This is a genomic window from Rhodoblastus sphagnicola (assembly GCF_002937075.1).
GTDB classification, from domain to species: Bacteria; Pseudomonadota; Alphaproteobacteria; order Rhizobiales; family Beijerinckiaceae; genus Rhodoblastus; species Rhodoblastus sphagnicola.
In genome coordinates this window covers 1-20,640 of the sequence record NZ_NHSJ01000071.1, presented here as the reverse complement: position 1 = coordinate 20,640, position 20,640 = coordinate 1, and the positions used below count along the sequence as shown (strand labels likewise).

General features: G+C 65.5%; 20 protein-coding genes. 14 read left to right on the top strand and 6 right to left on the bottom strand.

Annotation, left to right across the window (positions count from 1 at the left end):
• Positions 1-2 precede the first annotated feature (2 nt).
• From CCR94_RS11320 to CCR94_RS11290, 7 genes are all read left to right on the top strand, one after another.
• Complete coding sequence (locus CCR94_RS11320) at positions 3-1,226, top strand: MFS transporter (RefSeq protein ID WP_104507959.1); 1,224 nt, start codon at positions 3-5, stop codon at positions 1,224-1,226.
• A complete protein-coding gene (locus CCR94_RS11315) occupies positions 1,223-2,452 on the top strand; it encodes an anaerobic sulfatase maturase (RefSeq protein WP_104507958.1) in 1,230 nt (409 codons plus the stop codon). The genes CCR94_RS11320 and CCR94_RS11315 overlap by 4 nt, the downstream gene beginning before the upstream one ends.
• A 458-nt stretch (positions 2,453-2,910) precedes the next feature.
• Positions 2,911-3,957, top strand: a complete 1,047-nt coding sequence (locus tag CCR94_RS11310; RefSeq protein WP_104507957.1) for an alpha/beta fold hydrolase — start codon at positions 2,911-2,913, stop codon at positions 3,955-3,957.
• Positions 3,958-3,982: 25 nt separating this feature from the next.
• Complete coding sequence (locus CCR94_RS11305; protein WP_104507956.1) at positions 3,983-4,633, top strand: DUF938 domain-containing protein; 651 nt, start codon at positions 3,983-3,985, stop codon at positions 4,631-4,633.
• A gap of 9 nt (positions 4,634-4,642) precedes the next feature.
• Positions 4,643-5,395, top strand: coding sequence for an SDR family NAD(P)-dependent oxidoreductase (locus tag CCR94_RS11300; protein WP_104507955.1), 753 nt, complete (start codon positions 4,643-4,645; stop codon positions 5,393-5,395).
• A gap of 19 nt (positions 5,396-5,414) precedes the next feature.
• Positions 5,415-5,735: a YdhR family protein gene (locus CCR94_RS11295; RefSeq protein ID WP_104507954.1), complete on the top strand. Its 321-nt coding sequence runs from the start codon at positions 5,415-5,417 to the stop codon at positions 5,733-5,735.
• 11 nt (positions 5,736-5,746) lie between these two features.
• Entirely contained in the window at positions 5,747-6,931 is a 1,185-nt protein-coding gene (locus CCR94_RS11290) for a trans-sulfuration enzyme family protein (RefSeq protein ID WP_244594033.1), read from the top strand.
• Between the two features lie 60 nt (positions 6,932-6,991).
• Here CCR94_RS11290 and CCR94_RS11285 read toward each other — a convergent pair whose 3' ends face one another.
• Complete coding sequence (locus tag CCR94_RS11285; protein WP_158254719.1) at positions 6,992-8,677, bottom strand: tetratricopeptide repeat protein; 1,686 nt, start codon at positions 8,675-8,677, stop codon at positions 6,992-6,994.
• Between the two features lie 110 nt (positions 8,678-8,787).
• Between CCR94_RS11285 and CCR94_RS11280 the strand changes: the two genes are divergently transcribed.
• Positions 8,788-9,138, top strand: a complete 351-nt coding sequence (locus tag CCR94_RS11280) for a RidA family protein (RefSeq protein WP_104507951.1) — start codon at positions 8,788-8,790, stop codon at positions 9,136-9,138.
• Positions 9,139-9,174: 36 nt separating this feature from the next.
• Here CCR94_RS11280 and CCR94_RS11275 read toward each other — a convergent pair whose 3' ends face one another.
• Both CCR94_RS11275 and CCR94_RS11270 read right to left on the bottom strand, forming a co-directional pair.
• Complete coding sequence (locus CCR94_RS11275) at positions 9,175-9,972, bottom strand: HesA/MoeB/ThiF family protein (protein ID WP_184421391.1); 798 nt, start codon at positions 9,970-9,972, stop codon at positions 9,175-9,177.
• Positions 9,973-9,983: 11 nt separating this feature from the next.
• Positions 9,984-10,565 carry a 2-hydroxychromene-2-carboxylate isomerase gene (locus tag CCR94_RS11270; RefSeq protein WP_338052985.1) on the bottom strand — a complete coding sequence of 194 codons (582 nt, stop codon included), beginning with the start codon at positions 10,563-10,565 and terminating at the stop codon, positions 9,984-9,986.
• 157 nt (positions 10,566-10,722) lie between these two features.
• Here CCR94_RS11270 and CCR94_RS11265 point away from each other — a divergent pair, with 157 nt between their 5' ends.
• Together CCR94_RS11265 and CCR94_RS11260 are read left to right on the top strand one after the other, a co-directional pair.
• Positions 10,723-11,373, top strand: coding sequence for a phosphatase PAP2 family protein (locus CCR94_RS11265; protein ID WP_104507950.1), 651 nt, complete (start codon positions 10,723-10,725; stop codon positions 11,371-11,373).
• A 5-nt stretch (positions 11,374-11,378) separates the two neighbouring features.
• Entirely contained in the window at positions 11,379-12,566 is a 1,188-nt protein-coding gene (locus tag CCR94_RS11260; protein WP_146089965.1) for a urate hydroxylase PuuD, read from the top strand.
• Here the strand turns inward: CCR94_RS11260 and CCR94_RS11255 are convergent.
• On the bottom strand, positions 12,563-13,219 hold the full coding sequence (locus CCR94_RS11255) for a glutathione S-transferase family protein (RefSeq protein WP_104507948.1): 657 nt from the start codon (positions 13,217-13,219) through the stop codon (positions 12,563-12,565). The two genes, CCR94_RS11260 and CCR94_RS11255, sit on opposite strands and share 4 nt — an antisense overlap.
• Positions 13,220-13,444: 225 nt before the next feature.
• Here CCR94_RS11255 and CCR94_RS11250 point away from each other — a divergent pair, with 225 nt between their 5' ends.
• Complete coding sequence (locus CCR94_RS11250) at positions 13,445-14,653, top strand: polyhydroxyalkanoate depolymerase (RefSeq protein WP_104507947.1); 1,209 nt, start codon at positions 13,445-13,447, stop codon at positions 14,651-14,653.
• A gap of 350 nt (positions 14,654-15,003) precedes the next feature.
• Here the strand turns inward: CCR94_RS11250 and CCR94_RS11245 are convergent, their stop codons facing one another.
• Positions 15,004-15,657: a hypothetical protein gene (locus tag CCR94_RS11245; protein WP_104507946.1), complete on the bottom strand. Its 654-nt coding sequence runs from the start codon at positions 15,655-15,657 to the stop codon at positions 15,004-15,006.
• 256 nt (positions 15,658-15,913) lie between these two features.
• The gene (locus CCR94_RS11240) at positions 15,914-16,609 is read right to left on the bottom strand and encodes a carbonic anhydrase (protein ID WP_104507945.1); all 696 of its coding nucleotides are present in this window, start codon (positions 16,607-16,609) and stop codon (positions 15,914-15,916) included.
• A 281-nt stretch (positions 16,610-16,890) separates the two neighbouring features.
• Here CCR94_RS11240 and CCR94_RS11235 point away from each other — a divergent pair, with 281 nt between their 5' ends.
• From CCR94_RS11235 to CCR94_RS11225, 3 genes are all read left to right on the top strand, one after another.
• The gene (locus tag CCR94_RS11235; RefSeq protein WP_104507944.1) at positions 16,891-17,769 is read left to right on the top strand and encodes an HpcH/HpaI aldolase/citrate lyase family protein; all 879 of its coding nucleotides are present in this window, start codon (positions 16,891-16,893) and stop codon (positions 17,767-17,769) included.
• Between the two features lie 189 nt (positions 17,770-17,958).
• Complete coding sequence (locus tag CCR94_RS11230) at positions 17,959-19,590, top strand: hypothetical protein (protein ID WP_104507943.1); 1,632 nt, start codon at positions 17,959-17,961, stop codon at positions 19,588-19,590.
• Positions 19,591-19,660: 70 nt separating this feature from the next.
• Positions 19,661-20,640 (top strand): heme biosynthesis HemY N-terminal domain-containing protein (locus CCR94_RS11225; protein ID WP_275112812.1); only part of this gene is annotated, 980 nt, incomplete at its 3' end.

The window sequence follows — 20,640 nt, the reverse complement described above, 5'->3', positions numbered from 1 at the left end:
TCGTGACCGAAGCCCCGCTCTCCTCCCCGCTCCCGCCCGTCGAACCGGCGGCGCGGCCGGCCGGCCGGCTTCGGCCGCGCGACTGGCTGGCCGTCGGGGCGGTGGACGCGGCGGCGCACAGCATGAATTCGCTGGGTCCGTTCGTGGTCGGGGGCCTGATCGAGGAGCTGCATTTTTCCGCCACGCGCATGGGCGTCTGGAGCATGACGGAAATGCTCGCCTATGCCGCCGCGATGTTCCTGCTGACCCCGCGCGCCGGCCGGCTGTCGCTGCCCGCCCTGGCTTGCGTCGCGGCCCTTTTGGCCGCGACCGGCCAGATCCTGTCGGCCGTGCTCGACAGCTATGTTCTGCTGGTGCTGCTGCGCGTCGCCACCGGAACCGGCTTCGGCCTGCTCAACACCGCCGTCAACGTGTTCGCCGCGCGCACCAAAAATCCCGACCAGGCCATTTCCTTCGCGATGGCGATCCAGACCGCGCTGTTTGCAGCGATGGGATTCGCCCTGCCGAAAGCGGGCGAACTCGCCGGCCGGCCCGGCATGTTCCTGGCGCTGGGCGTCTTTGTGCTGGCGCTGATCCCGTTCATGCTGCTGCAGCCGTCCGGCGCGCCGGGGCGCAGGCCGGCGCCGGGTTTGGCGCCAAGCCGTCAGCCTTGGCCGAGCCTGCGGCACAGCTTGCCCATGCTGGCGGCGACGGCGCTGTTCACCTTCGGCTCGCTGGCGATCTGGCCGTTCACCGAGCGGATCGGACTGGCGGCCGGCATCGATCGCGCCGGCTTCGGCGCCCTGACCAGCCTCAGCAATGTTCTGGGATTTGTCGCCTGCGTCGGCGGCGGCCTGCTCGGCGCGCGGTTCGGGCGGACGGGTCCGGCGCTGCTGTTCCTGCTCGCCAGCGGCGCCGCCTGTTTCGTTCAGGCCGCGCCCCCGAATGCGCAGGCCTTCGCCATCGCCTTCGTCGCCAATTACGCGCTGTGGTTCCTGGCCTATCCCGCCCTGATCGGCGCGGCTTGCGCGCTCGATCCCGTCGGGCGGCTCCCGACTCTTTGCACCGCCAGTTGGCTGCTGTCCCAGGCGGCCGGTTCAGTGTTGGCGGGCGCGGCGGGCGATGCCGGAAACTATGCCGCCATAGGTTGGCTCGGGCTGATCTGTTGCGCGGGGGCGGCGGCGGTTTTTCTGTGCGTCAGTCTCCCCCTCGACCGCGCCGCGCGCGCGAGGCGGTTGCGCGCATGAGCCGGCGAGGCGCCGTCCAGCTCATGGCCAAGCCGACCGGCGCGGCCTGCAACCTCGCCTGCGATTACTGCTTCTTCCGCGCCAAAACGGACCTGTATCCCGGCAGTTCCTTCCGCATGTCCGAGGAGGTTCTGGAGGCCTATATCCGGCAATATCTCGCGCAATCCGGGCCGGAGGCCGTGTTCCTGTGGCAGGGCGGCGAACCGACGCTGGCGGGCCTGGATTTTTACCGCCGCGCCGTCGCCTTGCAGCGGCGGTATCGCCGGCCGCGCCAGATCGTGTCCAACAGCCTGCAAACCAACGGGATTCTGCTCGACGATTCCTGGTGCGCGTTTCTGCGCCAGGAGGGTTTTCTGGTCGGGATCAGCCTCGACGGGCCGGCGGATCGCCACGACCTTTATCGCCGCGACAAGGCCGGACACGGTACATTCGACAAGGTGATGCGCGCCCTCGCGCGGCTGAGGCGCCATGGCGTCGAATTCAACATTCTCGCGACCGTCAACGCCGCCAATGCGGCGCATCCGCTGGAGGTCTATCGCTTCCTGCGCGACGCGGCGGGCGGGCGCTTCCTCCAGTTCATTCCCGTGGTCGAACGCGCCGAATCCGGCGAGATCTCCGCCCGGTCGGTCGCGCCGGCCGCATGGGGGCGTTTCCTGATCGAAATTTTCGACGAATGGCTGCGGCGCGATGTCGGCCGCGTCTCCGTGCAGATTTTCGAAGCCGCGCTGGCGGCCCGCGTCGGCGAACCCGCCCCGGTCTGCGTGTTCGCCGAAACCTGCGGTCAGGCTTTGGTGCTGGAGCATGGCGGCGACGTGTTCATGTGCGACCATTTCGTCGACGCCCGGCATCGTCTCGGCAATCTGCTCGAAACGCCCCTGGCCGATCTCGCCGCGCGCGCGGAGCTCGCACGGTTTGGCCTGGACAAACGCGACGCCCTGCCGACGCGCTGCCAGAGCTGCGACGTGCTTTTCGCCTGTCACGGCGAATGCCCCAAGAACCGCTTCGTCAAGGCGACCGAGGGCGGGGCGGATGTGAACTATCTGTGCGAGGGCTACCGGGCGTTCTTCCGCCATGTCGATGCGCCGATGCGCCGCCTCGCGGCTGCGCTGGCGCCGCCGCCGGGCGAAAAGATCGGTGTCAACGCGCCCTGTCCTTGCGGCAGCGGCCAAAAATTCAAGCGCTGCCACGGCGCCTCTGCTCCCGATCGGAAAAGGACCGCCGGTTGACGGAAAAGTTCAGATCGCCGCAGCCTTGGCGGCGCAATCGCCGGGCGCGCGCTCGGTCACGGCCGAGCCTCAAGCGCCTGCAGGATCAGGCCGTGCTCAGTTGCGCTTCCGCGTCATCCCGGTCCATCGTCCCGCCGCCGTGGCGCGGACCCTCGACGCGCCGGGCGGCGGCCCGTTTCATGACAGCGCCTCAAATTATCCTATAAAACTGGCCTTATTTAAAGAATTATCCTGGGCGCAACGACAAACATGGCGAACCTTCTGGCGCGAGATTCGCCGCCCGCACTCTGGCCCGTGTCCTGGCGATATCTTGTGCGAGTGATGAAAATATAATCAAGTCACCCGAGATGCGCGCCAAGCGAAACATTCTAAAAATCAGCCGATCAACGAAATATCATTCTCATTTACATCCATTATATCAAGCGTTTACATTCGCTCTCCGCAAGGGAGCGCAGGGTATGACTTCAGAGTATTACAACCAGGACGTTCATGGCCCGTTCGATTTGTTTGACGCGGGCGATCTGGAGCTCGAGTCCGGCGGCAAACTCAGAGGACTGAAGCTGGCCTACGCGACCTTCGGCAAGCTGAACGCCGAAAAGTCCAACGCCATCCTGTTTCCGACCTGGTATTCCGGAACATCCAAAATCCTGGAACTCGCCTATGTCGGCCCCGGCCGCGCGCTCGATACAGACAAATATTTCATCATTCTGGTCAACCAGATCGGCAATGGGCTATCCTCGTCGCCGAGCAACACCCCGGCGCCCTTCAACGCCGCCGCCTTCCCCCAAATCTCCATCGGCGACGATGTGCGCGCCCAATACAGGCTCGTTACCGAACATTTCGGCATCAAGCGTCTCGCCCTGGTGCTCGGCGGCTCGATGGGGGCGCAGCAAAGCTGGGAATGGGCGGCGCGTTATCCCGACGCCGTCGCCCGCGTCGCGCCGATTGCCGGGACGGCGCGCGAAACCGCGCACAACCGCCTGCTGGCGCAAACTTTCATCGAGGCCATCACCAATGACCCCGCCTTCGACGACGGCTGGTATGCCGATGGCGCGGTCCATCGCGGTCTTCGCGCCCATGCGCGTGTCTTCGCCGCCTCGGGCTTCACCCAAAAATTGTTCAACACGCGCGGTTGGGCCGGACTCGGTTTCACCGATACGGAGGATTTCGTCGCCGGTTTTGTCGAAAACCATTTTTTGCCGCAGGACCCCAACAATCTCATCCTGCTGGCGCGCAAATGGCGCGACGCCGACGTGTCCCGCCTTGCGGGCGGCGACCTCGCCGCGGCGCTCGGCCGCATCAAGGCGAAAACCGCCGTCATCGCCACCGACGAGGACGTGTTCTTCCCGCTCGAAGACATCGAGGCCGAACAAAAACTCGTTCCCGGCTCCGCGCTGAAGCGGGTGTCCTCGGTCTGGGGCCATCTCGCCTTGTTCGGCGTCGATCCCGCCTGGAACAGCGCCGTGGACGCCATTCTCTCCGGCCTTCTGGCCACGCCGGCCTGATCTCTCACCTAAAGGAGCCTCCCGCATGACCGAAGCCCCGCGTCCCCCGATCGACCCCTATCCGCTCAGCCCCTACGTCGCCTGGGCCGGCAATCGCAACAAGGAGCCGATTCTCGCCGCGCTGAAATCCCTGCTGCCGGAAAAGGGCGACGTGCTGGAACTGGCCACCGGCGCCGGCCTGCATGTCAATTATTTCGCGCCGCATTTCCCCAACCTGACCTTCCAGCCCTCCGATTACGACGTGGACGTGTTCGAGAGCATCAAGGCCAAGCGCGCGCAAACCGGCAACGCCAACGTGCTCGACCCCATTCGCATCGACCTGACCGATCCCGCGAGCTTCCCCGATCCGGCGCAAAAGCGTTACGACGCCATTTTCGTCATCAACATTTTTCAGGTCGCGCCGGTGGCGATCAATGACGGCATCGCCCATCTCGGCAAGAACGTGCTGAAGGAGGACGGGCTGATCGCGATTTACGGTCCGTTCAAGCGCGACGGCGCCTACACGACCGAATCCAACGCCGCCTTCGACAAGGAGATTCTCGCCGCCAAAGTGCCGGAATGGGGTTTGAAGGACATACGCGATCTGGAAAAGGCCGCCGCGCCCCACGGCGTCATCCTCGACAAGGTGTTGGAGTTGCCGGCCAACAATTTTGTTCTTGTCTTCAAGAAGGCGTAAAGCTTCCGCATGACCAAACAATCGCGCGCGGCCGAAGGGCCGCCCGTCGCCCTGGTGTTCGGCGTCGGCCCGCGTCGCGGGCTCGGCGTCGCCCTGACGCGCCGCTTCGCCGCCGAGGGGTTGAAGACCGTCATGGTCGCGCGCGACGGCAAACGTCTGGCGCGGCAGGAGGAGGTTTTTCGCGCGGAAAATCTCGATGTTCTCGCGTTCGCCGCCGACGCGACCGAGGAACAGGCGGTGGCCGCGGCCTTCGATTTCGCGGAAGCCCAAGGCAGGCTGGCCCTCGTCGTCTTCAACGTCGGCGGCAATCGCGCCGCCCCCGCGCTCGAAACCTCGCCCGCCGATTTCGAGGCGCTATGGCGCCAAAACGCCTTCGCCGGCTTTCTGGTCGGGCGCGAGGCGGCGCGTCGCCTCGCCGCGCTGGGCGGCGGCACGCTGCTGTTCACCGGCGCCACGGCGTCGCTGCGGGCGCGAAACCCTTTTCTCGCCTTCGCCTCGGCCAAGGCGGCGCTGCGCGGGGTCGCCCAGGCCCTTGCGCGCGAATTCGCGCCAAAGGGGGTGCATGTCGGCCATATCGTCATCGATGGCGTGATCGACGGCGACTACGCGAAAGCCAACTTCCCGGATTTCTACAAGGCGCGCGGCGCGAGCGGTCGGCTGAAGCCCGAGGCGATCGCCGCCGTCTATTGGAGCCTGCACCAGCAGGAGCGCAGCGCCTGGTCCCACGAACTGGATCTGCGCCCCTTCAACGAAACTTTTTGACCGTCAAGAGGAGAACTCAATGGCCATACCGCATGTCTATGTCTACGCCGAATATCAGGTGTCCATCCCGTTCGACAAAATCGATTGGGCGCCGATCAATGTCGAGATGAAGAAGTTTCCCGGCCTTCTTTCAAAAACCTGGCTGTCCGGCGTCAACACCCACAGCGTCGGCGGTTTCTACGCCTTCGACACGCAGGAAAACGCCCAAGCCTATATCGACGGCCTGCTCACGCCCTTCGCCCGGCAGGTCAACGGCAATTTGTCGGTGCGCCTGTTCGACGCCGACGCCACGGCGCAAGCCAGCATCGCGATGGCCTCGCCCTTCTTCGCGCCGGCGTGATGGGAACCCCATTGAAGCCCGCCACAACCGCCGTCCACGCCGGATTGAGCGAACCCCGTCCCGGCGAACCCGTGCTCAATCCGCTGGTCCCCGCCACCAGCTATTACGCCGATCCCGATGTGATCGGCTTTTCGGCCAGCGACCTTGGCGACGACGCGCCGCATTTTTACGCGCGCTGGTCCCACCCGAGCGCGGCGGCGCTGGAGCAACGCCTCGCCCGCCTCGACGGGGGCGAGGCGGCGCTGACCTTCGCCAGCGGCATGGCGGCTGTCTCCGGCCTTGTCCTGCACAAGCTGCAAGCGGGCGATCATTTCATCGTGTCGAACGTCTGCTATGCGGGCGTCGCCGAATTCGCCCGGACGCTGCCGAAATATGGGATCGCGGTGACGGCGGTCGACGCCTCCGATCTCGTTTCCGTCGCCAACGCCTTCAGGCCGGAGACCAAGCTCGTTCACATCGAGACGCCGGCCAACCCGATTCTGCGTCTCGCGGACATTGCGGCCATCGCGCAACTCGCCCACGCCGCCGGAGCCGAATTGTCGGTCGATTCCACCATGGCGACGCCGATCGCGACAAAGCCCCTGGAACTCGGCGCCGACTTCGTCGTCCATTCCCTGACCAAATATGCCTGCGGCCATGGCGACGCGCTGGGCGGGGCGGTGATCGGACGGCGCGGCGCCATCGAGGCGCTGCGCAGGGATGCGCTGATTCATCTCGGCGCCGTCCTCAATCCGTTCGCCGCCTGGCTGATTTCGCGTGGATTGGAAACGCTGCCGCAGCGCATGGCCGCCCACGCGGACAACGCGCGCGCGATCTCCACCTGGCTCGAAACGGCGCCCGGCGTCACGCGCGTGATCTATCCCGGCCTGCCGAGCCACCCGCAGCATGAGCTGGCGCAGCGCCAGATGAAGAATTTTTCGGGCATGCTGTCGTTTGTCATCAACGATGGCGAAGCGGTGGCGCGACGGCTGGCGCGAAAGCTGAAGCTGGTCGCCTATGCCGTCTCGCTCGGCAAGACGCGCAGCCTGATCTTTCACATCCCCACGGACGACCTGCTGCGCACCTCCTTCGCCCTGGAGGGCCGGGACGCCGAGGCTTATCGCGCCTGGGCCGGCGATGGCGTGTTTCGCCTGTCCGCTGGCATCGAGGACGCCGGCGACATCATCGCCGATCTCGAACAGGCGCTGGCGCCCTAAGCAGCATTTCCGAAAAGCAGCCACCGGTTTTCGGATAAAAATCCTGCTCAAACAAAGGCGCTAAAGCTTGCTCGGAAGGCGCGCGGCCATGGCGCGGAACACGGCGGCCCAGTCGCCCGGCGCGGGTTGGCGGAACAGCCGAACGCTCGGATACCACGGCGTGTCCGTTCGGGTGCGCAGCCAGCGCCATTCCGCGACATGTTTCAGCGCCAGCCAGGTCGGACGGCCTAACGCGCCCGCCAGATGCGCGATGGATGTGTCGCAGGTGACGATGAGGTCTAATGTCTCCATCACCGCCGCCGTATCGAGAAACGCATCGGGACCGGCGTCAAAATTTTCGAGGATTTCGATTCGCGCCTCGGGCGGCGGCAGAGCGTCGCCCTGTTCCCGCCTGTGCAAGGAAATCAGCCGAACGCCCGGCCGCTCCGCCAGGATTTTCAGCAAGGCCGGATCGAAACCCCGGTCGCGGCCGGCGGAAGTGGCCAGATTCGTGCGCCAGGCGACGCCAATCCTTTGACCGGCTTGCGGGAGACCCTGGTCAATCTTTTCGCGCCAATAGGCGACGCGCTCCGGTTCGGCGCGCAGATAGGGGGCCAAGGCGCCCCAGCTCTCCGGCCCGGCGCAGAGCAGCGCCGGCGCGCTCATCAGCGGGAGATGCGCGTCGAATTGTTCTGGCGCCTCGTCTTGGTCTAGCCAGACGACGCCGGCGCCGAGCGTGCTCAGCAGCCGGTGCAAGCGGCGCGGCGCGGCAACGGACACATGGGCGCCCTGCTCCGCCGCCAATTTGGCGAAGCGGCAGAACTGCAACACGTCGCCCAGGCCTTGCTCCCAGAACATGAACAGGCGAAGGCCGTTGATCGGCGCCCCCTCGACGAGGCGGCGGGGCAGGCCGCGACGCGAAAAGCGGTCGGTGACGCAGGCGCGGGCGAACCGGCTTTCGTAAAGCCGCCAGCCCTCGGCGAAGCGGCCCATGCGCAACAAGAAATTGGCGACGCTGAACATGATTTCGGGGTCGCCGGGTTTCAACGCCAGCGCCCGGTCATAGCAGGCGCCGGCCTCGTCCTGCCGGTCGAGTTCGACGAAAACATTGCCGCGATTGTGATGCGCGTCGGCGTAATCGGGCGACAGCGCCAGGGCCGCGTCATAGGCGGCGAGCGCCTCGTCGAAGCGCTTCAATTCCTTCAGGAGGACGCCGCGATTGTTGAGCGCGTCGGCAAATCCTGGCCGCACGGCGAGAGCGCGGTCGAAACTCGCCAGCGCCTCGTCGGTCCGGCCCAGGTTTTTCAGCGCCAGCCCGCGATCGTTCCAGGCGCCGGCATGATCCGGCGCGCGCGCCAGCACGGACTCATAGGCGAACGCCGCCGCGTCCCATTTCTCCGCCGCCAGCAGGGCGATGGCGCGGTTGTTGAGAATCGGAAGCGAGTCCGGTTCGAGCGCCAGCGCGCGGTCGAAATCGGCCAGCGCCGCGTCATAACGCCGCAAGTCCTTCAGGATCACGCCGCGATTGTCGAGCGCGACGGCATGATTCGGTTGCAGGGCCAAAGCTTCGCCGAGCAGGTCAAGCGCCCGCGCCCTGTCTCCGGCCTGCGCGGCGAGCACGCCGAGCAGACGCGAGACTTCCGCATGCGGCCCGAAATCGCGCAAGAGCTGCTCATAGGCCCGCGAGGCGCCGGCGAGATCGCCCTGCACATGCCTTGACACGCCAAAATTGAGCCGGTCGGGAAAGGCGCCGGCGGCAAGGTGCATCATGGTCTCCAGAGCGCTTGAGCAGTTCGCAAAAGTGTGGGCGCGCCGGCTTTCTCCAAGCTTGTGCGCCGGCGCGCCTTGGTCTATGGCGCAGGCAAAGGAGATTACCCATGAGCCTGAAGAGACTTCACCCCGGAAAGCGCATGAGCCAGGGCGTCGTGCGCGGCGACATCGTTTTCCTCGCGGGACAGGTGGCCGAAACGGCGGCCGGCGCGCCCGTCACGATTCAGACCCGGGAAATCCTCGGGCAGATCGACAAGCTGCTCGCGGAAGCCGGGACCGACAAGACCAGGATCATGATGGCGACCATCTATCTCGCCGATATTTCCACTTTCGCGGATATGAATTTGGCCTGGGATGCGTGGGTGGCCGAGGGCGCCACGCCGGCGCGCGCCACCGTCGAGGCCAAGCTGGTCGCGCCGGAATACAAGGTCGAGATCGCGGTGGTCGCGGCGATCTGATTCAGAAGGACCGCATTCCGCGCCCTCTCCCCGTTCTTATGCGGAGGGGGCGCCCTTGCCGTTGAGCGGATTGTCCTCGTCCCAGCCGTAGCTGAGCGTCTCGAACCGCATGTTGACCAGATCGAACAGGGCGAGGCGCCCCACCATCGAGCGGCCGAAGCCGACGATCTCGCGGATCACCTCCAGCGCCATAAGCGCGCCAACCATGCCGGTCAGCGCGCCGAGCACCCCCGCTTCGGCGCAGGTCGGAACCGCGCCCGGCGGCGGTTTTTCCGGGAACAGGCAGCGATAGGTCGGATTCGGCGTCCCGTCGGGCGCGGTTTCGAAGGGCCGCAAGGTGGTGAGCGAGCCGTCGAACTGCCCGACCGCCGCCGTCACCAGCGGCTTTTTCGCATGAAAACAGGCGTCCGACACGATGTAGCGCGTGTCGAAATTGTCGGAGCCGTCGGCGACAATGTCACAATCCTCGATCAGGTCCCGCGCGTTGACCTGCGTCAGCCTGACGGCTTCGACCGTGACGGCCACATTCGGATTGAGTTTCTTGATCGCGGCCGCCGCCAGCCCCGCCTTGCCCGCGCCGACATCCTCGTCGGCGAACAGGATCTGGCGTTGCAGATTGGAAAGCGAGACCGTGTCGTCGTCGATGATTTTCAGCCGGCCGACGCCCGCCGCCGCCAGATAGAGCAGCAAAGGCGCGCCCAGGCCCCCGGCGCCGACCACCGCGACGCTCGCGGCCTTGAGCTTGCGCTGGCCGGGGCCGCCGACGTCTCGCAGCAGGATGTGGCGCGCATAGCGTTCGATTTCTTCCGGAGTCAGTTCGGGCAAGGGGCTCATGAGCGCAGGGTTCACGAACGGCTCGCCCAGTCAAGGGCCTGTTCCAGGCGGTCGTCGCCCCAGAACAATTCGCCATCTTCCGTAACGAAGCTGGGCGCGCCGAACAGGCCGATTTTACGCGCGGTTTCCGTTTCCTCGCGCAGCAGAGCGCGAATCGAGTCGGACTTCGCCTCGTCGATCAGGTCCGCCGGCAGGTCGAGGTCGCGCAGGATGTCCGCCAGCAGGGCTTCGTCCGAAATGACGCGCCCTTGCTCGAATTCCGCGCGGAAAACCGCGCGGGAAAACGCCGACCTGCGCTGTTCGGGAACCGCCAGCGCCAGCCGCGCCGCATTCACGGAATTCTGCGGAAAACCCGGGGGATGCGTGAACGGATGGCCGCGCGCGGCGCAGATGCGTTCGATATCGCGCCACATATAGCGGCCCTTGGCGGGAAAAATGTTGAAGGGCGAATTCAGCCAGCCCTGGGCGGTGAACAGCGGCCCCAGCAGGAACGGCCGCCAGCGCACGGCGACATCGGTCGCCTCGGCCAGCTGTTCGATGCGGACCACGGACAGGTAGGAATAGGTGCTTGCAAATTCATACCAGAAATCCACACGGGGCAATGTCCCCTCCTGATATAGACGACCAAGGCGCCCGAGAACGAATTGCGGCTCCACGGGTGGAATTTGGCCTAAAAAATCTTTAGACGCTAGTCGTTCCCGACAAGAGACAACAAACCGAGGCTCCCTGCGCGTGTCGCCAAAATCGACAATGATCTTCGTGACGATCCTGACCTTGGCGGGTCTGGCGCTGTTTGCGCTGGCGCCCGGGATCGACCTTGCCGCCGCGCGGGCGTTTTTTCGCGACGGCGTCTTCATCGCCGCCGGCAGCCCCGCCGGCGACGTGGCGCGGACCGTGTTCTGGGACGCGCCTTATGTCGCGCTCGCCTTCTGTCTCGGCGCCTATGCGCTGCGGCGCAGCGGCCGCATCACGCGCGGACCCGACGGCCGCGCTGTGATTTTCCTGATCGCCACCCTGGCGCTCGGTCCGGGTCTGCTGCTCAACGGATTGCTCAAGGAGCATACGGGACGGCCGCGCCCGGTCCTCACCGATCAATTCGGCGGCGAATGGGCGTTCCGGCCGTTTTACAAGGTCGATGGCGAATGCCCGACCAATTGCTCCTTTCCTTCGGGCGAGACCGGCGCCTCGGCCTGGACCCTCGCCCCCGCCTTGCTGACGCCGCCGCCCGCGCGTCCCTACGCCGTCGCCGCCGCGCTTGTGCTCACATTGGCGACAGCCGTGCTGCGCATGGCCTTTGGCGGCCATTACCTCTCCGACGTCACGCTCGCCGCCTTGTTCATCATCCTGGTCGTCCTCGCCGGCTATCGCTGGTATTGTCGCGGGGGTTCCCGCTGGATGTGACCGCCATGTTGCTCGACCTGCTGCGCGACGACGCCGTCTTTCTGCTGCGCTGGCTGCATGTGGTCGCCGCCATGGTCTGGGTGGGTTCGGCCTTCGCCCTGGTCCGTCTCGACCTCGCCATGCGGCCGCGTGAGGGGGGCGGCGCGGCGCAAACCCTGTTTTTCAACGCCGGCGCCGCGTTCCGCCTGTCTCGGACGGCGGAAGTGGAGGCCGGCGAACCGGCGCTGCATTTCAAATTCGAGGCCTATGCCACATGGGTCAGCGGTTTTGCGCTCGTCTGCCTGATCTACTGCGCCGAACCGCGGCTTTACCTGATCGATCCGCGGCTTTGGGACGCCCCGCCCTGGGCGGCGATCACGGTCGCGCTCGCGGCTTTGCCGCTGGTCTGGCTGGCTTATGACATCTTTTACAAGCGGAGCGGCCTTGCGGGCGACGCCTCGGTTGCGGTCCTGCTGGTTTTTTGCGCCGCGCTCTCCGCCGCGCTGTGCGTCCTGTTCGCCGGACGCGCCGCCTTTCCGCTGATCGGGGCCAATCTGGCGACGCTCATGGCCGGCAATATCGCCCACGTCCTCGCGCCGGCGCAACGCCGCCGGCTCGCGGCCCTGCGCGCCGGCGCGGCGCCCGACGAGGCCGAAGCGAGGGCGGCCGGCGCGCGCGCCCTGCACAACCAGTATCTGGCTTTGCCCGTCATTTTCTTCATGCTGTCGGGCCACGCCCCGCTGCTGTTCGCCGGGCCGCATCGCATCGGGGTGGCCGTATCGGCGCTTGGCGCCGGTTTTCTGATCCGCCGGTTTTTCTTGAAACGCGCGCGCGGCCTTGGCTGGGACTGGACTTTGGCCGCGTCCGCCGCCGTGCTGCTCATGGCGATGCTGGCGCTGGCCTGGCCGAGGGCGCCGGAGGAAACAGCCGCGCAGAACGCCGGACAGGCCATCGCGCGGCTTGTCCACCCCGGTCCGGCGGCGGCGCAAAACCTGATCGAAGAAAAATGCGGCTATTGCCACGCTGCGGCGCCGGTCTGGCCCGGCCTCGCCACCGCCCCGGCCGGTCTCGATCTCACCGATCGCGACATGATCGAAAAAAAAGCGGCGGCGATTTTACGCGCGGCGGTCCTGACCTCGGCCATGCCGCCGCCCGGCGCCTCGGCGCCGCTCGACGAGGAGGACAAGGTCTTGCTCTGGCGGGCGCTTCGCTAAAATTCGACGTCGAGCTCCTCCATCTCGTCGGGTTCGACCTTGGCCTCATCCGCCCATTCCACCATGGGCGCCCAACGCAGGATGTGGTCGCGATAACCCGCCGAATCGGAATCGAGCGCGACGTGATAGGTGGCGAAGCGGGAGCAGACCGGCGCGAACATGGCGTCCGCCACGGTCGGCTTGGCGCCGAACAGGAACGGGCCGCCATATTGATCGAGACACTCGCGGAAAATCTGCGCGATGCGCTCGATGTCGGGCTTGGCCCCCGACCAGACGCGGAAATTGGGAAATTCCGCCTTGATGTTCATCGGCAAAGCCGAGCGCAGATTGGCGAAGCCGGAGTGCATTTCGCCCGAGACCGAGCGATTGTGGCTGCGCGCGGCGCGCGCCAAGGGAAAAATGCCCGCCTTCGGGCAAATTTCCGCGAGATATTCGGCGATCGCCAGCGTGTCCCACACATGCAGGCCGTCATGGTCGAGCGCCGGCGTGCGGAACGAGGGCGACAGCAGCAGCAGTTCGGCGCGCGCCCCCGCGTCGTCGATCGACAGCCGCCGCTCCTCGAATTCGAGTTTCGCGATCTTGCATAAGAGCCATCCGCGCAGCGACCACGACGAATAATTCTTGCTGCTGATGGTCAGGACCGTTTTGGCCATTGTCTTGCTCCCCAGGCGGGGCGAAGGTAGCACTCCCCGGCCTCAAGGCAATGCGCAAAATTACGGCGCTCGCCCCGCAATCCCGAGGCGGCGCCTGCGGCAACCCGCGCTTGCGATTTCGCCATTAGCCAAAGGTACGCGACCATCTGTCAAACGTGACGGTTTTGACATAATACAAAGATGCTAAGCTCCCATCGCCGGAGCGCGCGAAGGGACAGTCCGCGAATGCTGTATCAAGCTTATCAAGCCCACTCCGACCTGATGGCGCCGGTGAAAGCCTATGCGCGCATGGCCGTCGAGATGCTGAACGGACACGCGGGCGCCAACATTCTCGTCCGCAACATGTCCGCCGCCTATCAGATGGTGGACCGCGCCGGCCTCACCCACACGCGCCCGCCTTACAGGATCAAGAGCGTGCGGGTCGGCAACGAGGAGGTGGAGGTCGTCGAGGAGGTGGCGCTGACCATGCCTTTCGGCACGCTGCTGCGGTTCAGGAAGGATGTCGCGACGCCGCAACCGCGCGTGCTGGTGATCGCGCCGATGTCCGGGCATTTCGCCACGCTGCTGCGCTCGACCGTGATCACGCTGCTGGCCGACCACGACGTCTATCTCACCGACTGGCACAACGCCCGCGACGTCAGCCTCGACAACGGCGCGTTCAGCTTCGACGACTATGTCGCCCATGTGATCCGCTTCCTCGAGCATATCGGCCCCGGCGCCCATGTGGTCGCGGTGTGCCAGCCCTGCGTGCAAGCGATGGTCGCGGCCGCCGTGATGGCCGAGGACGACAATCCCGCCCAACCGGCCTCGATGACGCTGATGGCCGGCCCGATCGACACCCGCATCATGCCGACCAAGGTCAACGATCTCGCCAAGGAAAAGCCGATTTCCTGGTTCGAGAAAAATCTCATCGCCCGTGTTCCCCTGCGTTACAAGGGCGCGCGCCGCCGCGTCTATCCCGGCTTCATCCAGCTTTCCGCCTTCATGGCCATGAACCTCGACCGCCATATCAAGGCGCATGTGGAGCTGTTTCACCATCTGGCGGGCGGCGAAGTGGAAAAGGCCAACGCAACCAAGGCCTTCTACGACGAATATTTCGCTGTGCTGGACCTGCCGGCCGAATTTTATCTGGAAACCGTGCAATGGGTGTTCCAGGATCACCTGTTGCCCTTGGGCACGCTGCAATATCGGGGACGGACGGTGAACCCCAAGGCGATCCGGAAAACCGCGCTGCTCACGGTCGAGGGCGAGCGCGACGACATCTGCTCCGTGGGCCAGACCATGGCGGCGCACGATCTCGCCTCCAGCCTGAAACCCTTCCGCCGGAAGCACCATTTGCAGGCCGGCGTCGGCCATTACGGCGTGTTCAGCGGCAGGAGATGGGAGAATCAGGTCTATCCGATCGTCCGCAACGTGATCCTGCAAAACGACTGAAGGCGCCATCTTTTAGGCGGGCTTTTGGATGGCGCCGCCGCCGCGCCGGAGATCAAAACCGCACCTGTCCGGTTAACGCGGACACACACCAAATATGGACGCAGTCGCGAGCCAGATCGAGACCGTCTGATCGGTCGATTCCAGATCGAAGGCGTCTTTCGAGCTTTTCTGGCGATGGTAGGTGCTTTGTCGCCAGCGGCCTTTCCCGGTTTCAGTCGAATGCGTATTCGTTGATCCAATGTTGCAGCCGGTGCATCTCTTTAGCGGTGTCGCACGGAAGCATCATGCGTATTTTCGCCCTGCCTGCGTAGCACTGTTTTGCTCGGCCTCTAGCTCATCGGTGCTTTCACTTATTTGAGCAACGACAATAGGCGATCCGCGAGATCACGGCGCTCTACCCAATACTGCCGCGAATTTTGGACGTCTAAAGCGAGCCACTGTGCCGAACCACGCCGCGATACGCCTTTTGGCATTAGATGGAATCGGCTGGGGTCTTTCGGGTCATAGAACTCGATCGGGTTGGCTTCATCGTCACCGACGCGGCGCATCGGCAGGGGTTGCTCCAGCCTTTTGTCCTTTGCTATTTCAAATTTTGCTATGGGCATCCGCAAGAGTTCGAAATCGGTGAAAATCGATTTGAAGCTGTCCAACTCGGATATACCGGACGTAGGCCTGTGAGAGTTAACAGCGTCGCGATCCCGCTGTTGAAACGCTCGAAGGATTTCGTAACATCCAACAATCCACGTTTCGGAAAACAGCAACTGGTAGTGGACAGAAAACTCCATTCCAGATGCACCATTGTTCGTTTTGAACTCATCCTCAAGGCACCTCAGCAATATGTCGAGATCGCCTTCGCTCTGAATGCTCGTCACTGCATTGACCAGATTGAACTGCCCGGAGAGACTGTAAGATAGCTTCACCCACGCTTCATTTTCCGCCCTATATTTTGCTCGGGCGATATCGAACAACCCGTTCAGCAACGGCGATACGGCAGGCAGCGTCATGACGTCACACTTCTTGGAATCAGGACGAGGTCTTAACTTTAGCAGTTTTGCGCCTCGACGCTTTGGCGCAAACGAGATGATCGTTGCCGGCGTAGAGGTCGGTCTTGGCGCATCCCTGCTCATTCAGCCATTGACTGGTGTTTTCTCGGGACCGGTCCTTCACGCTATGCCCGCTCCCCACCGACCTCTGCCGTTAGATCGAGCGCGCCGCTCCCTCTTCATGTCGTGAGTGTCTGCGTTAACCGGATAGGCGCGATCAAAACCTCGGCGTAGCGGCGAAAGCTTGGCGATAGGCCTCGGCGGAAACCTGGTGGAACTGGCCGTCCGCGTCGTTCAGGACCAGCAATTCCCCGGTGGCCACCCCGAAATAGGCGCCGTGCAGGCTCAGCCAGCCGCGCGCTTCGAGCGTGGCGATATAGGGAAAGCTGCGCAGATTGGCGAGGCTCTGCTTGATCGATTCGTGGTTCAGCCGCTCGGACCATTCCTGAAGCGGTTCGGTTGGCGCGCCCAGGCCTTCGGCCGCCGGGCCGAGCAACCGGATCCAGCGGCCGATGAAGTCGCCGGGCGCCAGCGGCCGCATGTAAGGATCGGCCTGCATCTCGGTATAGGCGCGCACGCCGCCGCACTGGGCGTGGCCCATCACCACGACATGCTTGACTTTCAGGCCCATCACCGCGAACTCGATCGCGGCGGAGGTGCCGTGGTAGTCGTCGTTGGGCTTGTAGGGCGGCGCGAGATTGGCGACATTGCGCACCACGAACATTTCGCCCGGCCCCGCGTCAAAAATCAGTTCCGGCGAGACGCGCGAATCGCAGCAGCCGATCAGCAGAATTTCCGGGTTCTGGCCGCTCCGGGCCAGATCCTCGAAGCGCTCGCGCTCCCGGCCGAAGCGCCCCTGAAGAAAGTTCTCATAGCCCTCGGTGAGCCGTTTCGGGAAAATCGACACGCTCATTTCACCACGTCTCCGCGCCGCCGGAGCGACATTCCGGCGCATCTATCGCCGGAATACGACCGGGGAGCAAGCGGGCGCGCGACCGGAACGGCGCGACAAAAGATACCTGATCGCGTCAAAATGACGATGGCGTGAAGCTGGGCAAGTGATTATGGTTGTCTGCGTAAGGCTTGACGCTGAAGCGGACCGCGAAATCGTGGCCCGGGCGGCGTTGCTTTTTTTAAACGCGTCGTTTTGCGAAAAACATGGCTAGACTCGCCCGGCGCCATCGAGGAGAACGCATGACCAGCCTCCGTCCCCGCCGCAGCGTGCTCTATATGCCCGGTTCTAACGCCCGCGCGCTGGAAAAGGCCAGGACGATCGCCGCAGACGCCTTGATCCTCGATCTGGAGGACGCGGTCGCTCCAGACGCCAAGGACATCGCGCGCGAGCAGGTCGCGGCCGCCGTCAAGGCCGGCGGTTTTGGCGGCCGCGAGGTCGTCATTCGCGTCAATGGCGCCTCGACTCCCTGGGGCAAGGCCGACCTCGCCGCCGCCGCCGCCGCCGGTCCCGACGCCATCCTGCTGCCGAAGGTTTCGACCCCCGGCGACATCACCCTCACCGCCAAGGCGATTCGCGACCTCGGCGCGCCCGAGCACACCAGGCTTTGGGCGATGATGGAGACGCCGACGGCCATCCTCAACGCCGAGTCCATCCTGCGCACCGCGCTCGACCCGGCCTCGCGCCTCGCCGTCCTGGTGATGGGCACCAACGACATCGCCAAGGAAACCCGCGCCCGCCTCACCCCCGGACGCCAGTCCATGCTGACCTATCTGTCGATCTGCGTCGCGGCCGCGCGCGCCCATGGCGTCGATATCGTCGATGGCGTCTACAACGATTTCTCTGACGAGGCCGGCTTCCGCGCCGAATGCGAGCAGGGCCGAGATCTCGGCATGGACGGCAAGACCCTGATCCATCCCAAACAAGTGGACATCTGCAACGAGGTGTTCGCCCCGGCTCATGAAGAAGTCGCCTTCGCGCGGAAGATCATCGAAACGTTCGATCTGCCCGAGAATCAGTGCAAGGGCGCGCTGCAGATCGACGGCAAGATGGTGGAGCGGCTCCACGCCGAAATGGCGCGGCGCACGGTCGCCATCGCCGAGGCGATCGCCGCCCGTTAGAGCATGATCCCAAAAAGTGGACACCGGTTTTTGGAAAAGATCATGCGAAAACAAAGAACCTAGAGCGCGATGCGTTTCCGTGGAAACGCATCGCGCTCTAGTGATAGAAAAAGGCCGTCGCGCGTCAAACTGGGGTTTTCCCGATGCGCGCGGCCGTTATAATGCCGGCGAACGGCAGGGAACCGCAGCATGAACGCGCAGAACGGACAAGGCGAGGATCAACAGGCCTCCGCGAAGCTCGCCGGCGACGACAGGCCGGCTGCCGTAGCGCCACCGGCGCCGGCGATCCAGGGAAACGCCTCGGAGACTCCCGACGAATCGCAACCCAAGCTCGAATCACCTTCGACGCATGAGGTTTCCGGCGCGTCGAAGAGCGAGCCTGCCCAGCCGCCCGCCGAGAAGAAAGTCGAGCCGCCGGTCGCCGCCGCCGCGCCCGCGCCGAAAAGCGAACCCGTGCGGCCTAAGGTCCAGAAAAGCGACCCCCCGCCGCCTTTCAAGACCGCGCCCGCATCCGCGGCGGTCAAGCCGGCGCCGCGAAACTTCGCTCGGCCGCCCCAAGACGCGGCTCAGCCGCTCAAAGATGACGCGGCTCGACCGCTCAAAGAAGACGCGGCTCCACCCAAGCTGGAAACGGAACAGACCGGGAAGCCGCGCAAGAAATCCGTTCTGCCCCTGGCCACCGTCGTCGGCGTGGCGCTGATCGGCGGCTGGTACTATCTGTCAACCAGGGACGGGGCGCCGGACATTTCGTCCGCTCCAGCCGACACCGACGCCGCCAAGCCCACCGTCAAAGCCGCCGCCGCACCGCCGGATGCGTCGAGCGCGGAGAGTGTCAAGACCGAGGCCGCGCCCCCGGAAAGCGCCAAGATCGCGAGCGACAGGTCCGAGGCCGCGAAACCCGACGTCGCGCCCACGCCGAGCGAGCCTTCCGCCCAGAACGAAGCCCCGCCCGCGAAAGAGGCCGAAACTCCGGCGAGCGCGCCCCCGCCCGCCGTCGTCGAGAAAGCGGAGCCGGCTCCCGCTTCGCCCGCCGGCGTCAAGGCGGAAGCGGCGCCCGCGAAGGCCGATGCGGCCGACGGCCCCAGCGTTCGAGAGCGGGAACTCGTCGAGCATCTGGTGGATACCCGCGCGGAACTTTCGGACACCCAGGCGCAAGTGGCGCAGACTCAGACGCAACTCCTTGAGATGACGCGGCGGCTCGCCGCCGCCGAGGCGAAGCTCAATGCGCCCAAGGAGCCGCCGGAAGTGGCATCGACGCGGGCGGCCGACGCCGCGGCGCGGGTGGTGCTGGCCGAATCGGCCCTCGCTGCGCTGCGCCAGGGCGGGGACGCCGCCGCGCTGATCGGCGGGCTTGAGCGTCTGGGCGGCGATGCGGATCGCATCGCGCAAATGCGCGCGGGGCTGTCGACGCCAACGCTCGCCAAGCTCACGGCGGAGTTTTCGGCGCTGTCGCCGCGAATTGTCGCCGCCGCCGCGCCGCCGCCGCCGCCGCAACAATCCGCCGAGGACGCGGCCAAAAGCCCGGGCGAAAAGGTCATCACCTATCTCGAAACCCACGCCAGCAAATTGGTCAAGCTGCGGGCCGCCGGTCCGACAGCTCCCGCCGTTTCGCCGGAGGATCAAGCGGCGGCGCATGTCGCCAAGGCGCTGAAACTTCTGAACGCGGGCGATCTCGCCGGCGCCGTCGCGGAGCAGGCGATGCTGCCGGAGGCGTCGCGCGCGGTGACCGCCGACTGGGCCAGCGCCGCCAATGTCCGCCTCGCGGCGGAAGGCGCGGCCAGGGCCGAGTTCGAGGCCGCGTTGCGCAACGTGGCGCCATAGCCCGTCGAAAGACGGGCGCGTGTGGGCAAAGCAAACACTTGACGTTTCTCTGAAAATTCGGGCGTCTCCCATGATCAAAACGCTGATATTCCTCGCCCTGATCGCCGCCGCCGCCTGGGGCCTCGGCATTCTGATCGAGACGCCCGGGTCGCTCGCCGTCGAGTGGTTCGGCTATCACATCGACACATCGCCGCTGGTCGGCTGCGCCTTCGTCCTCGCGGCGGCGGTGGCGCTGGGCCTGCTGTGGAGCCTGATCCGCTTCCTCTTCAACATTCCCTCGCTGTTGGCGCTGGCGCGGCGCGCGCGCGGCCGCGAGCGCGGCATCGAGGCGCTGTCGCGCGGCATTGTCGCCGCCGGCGCCGGCGATTTGCAGCAAGCCAAAAGAGCCAGCGCGGAAGCCAAACGGCATCTGCCCAGCGAACCGCTGACCCTGCTGCTCGAGGCGCAGACGGCGCAACTGGCCGGCGACCGCGCCAAGGCGGAAGAGGCGTTCCGCCTCATGACCGCGCGCGCGGACACAAAATTGCTGGGCCTGCGCGGCCTGCACGCCGAGAGCCTGCGCCGCGGCGACCAGGAGGCCGCGCACGCCCTCGCGCTCCAGGCTCAAGGCGCCCGCGCCTTGAGCTGGACGGGACAGGCGGTGTTCGACCGCTATACAGCGACCAAGGACTGGGAGGCGGCGCACCAATGCGTCACCCAGAACATCCGGGCCAAGATCGTCGACGCCGAGACGGCGCGCCGCCAGAAAGCGGTGCTGGACACGGCCATGGCGATGGACATCGAGCAGACCGATCCCGCGCGCGCCATCAAATTGCTGCGCGCCGCGCTCCAGAAGGAGCCGACGCTGGTCCCGGCCGCCGCCCTGCTGGGACGATTGCTGTCGCGCAAGGGAGACCTGCGCGCCGCCTCGAAGATGATCGAGACCGTTTACGCGCGCGCGGGATCGGTCTGCTCGATGTCCATCGCCATGGCCGTGTCCAGCACCGCTTTCTGGCGGCGCGCCGTCTCGGCGTCGACGATCTTGGCCCGGATGTTCTGGGTGACGCATTG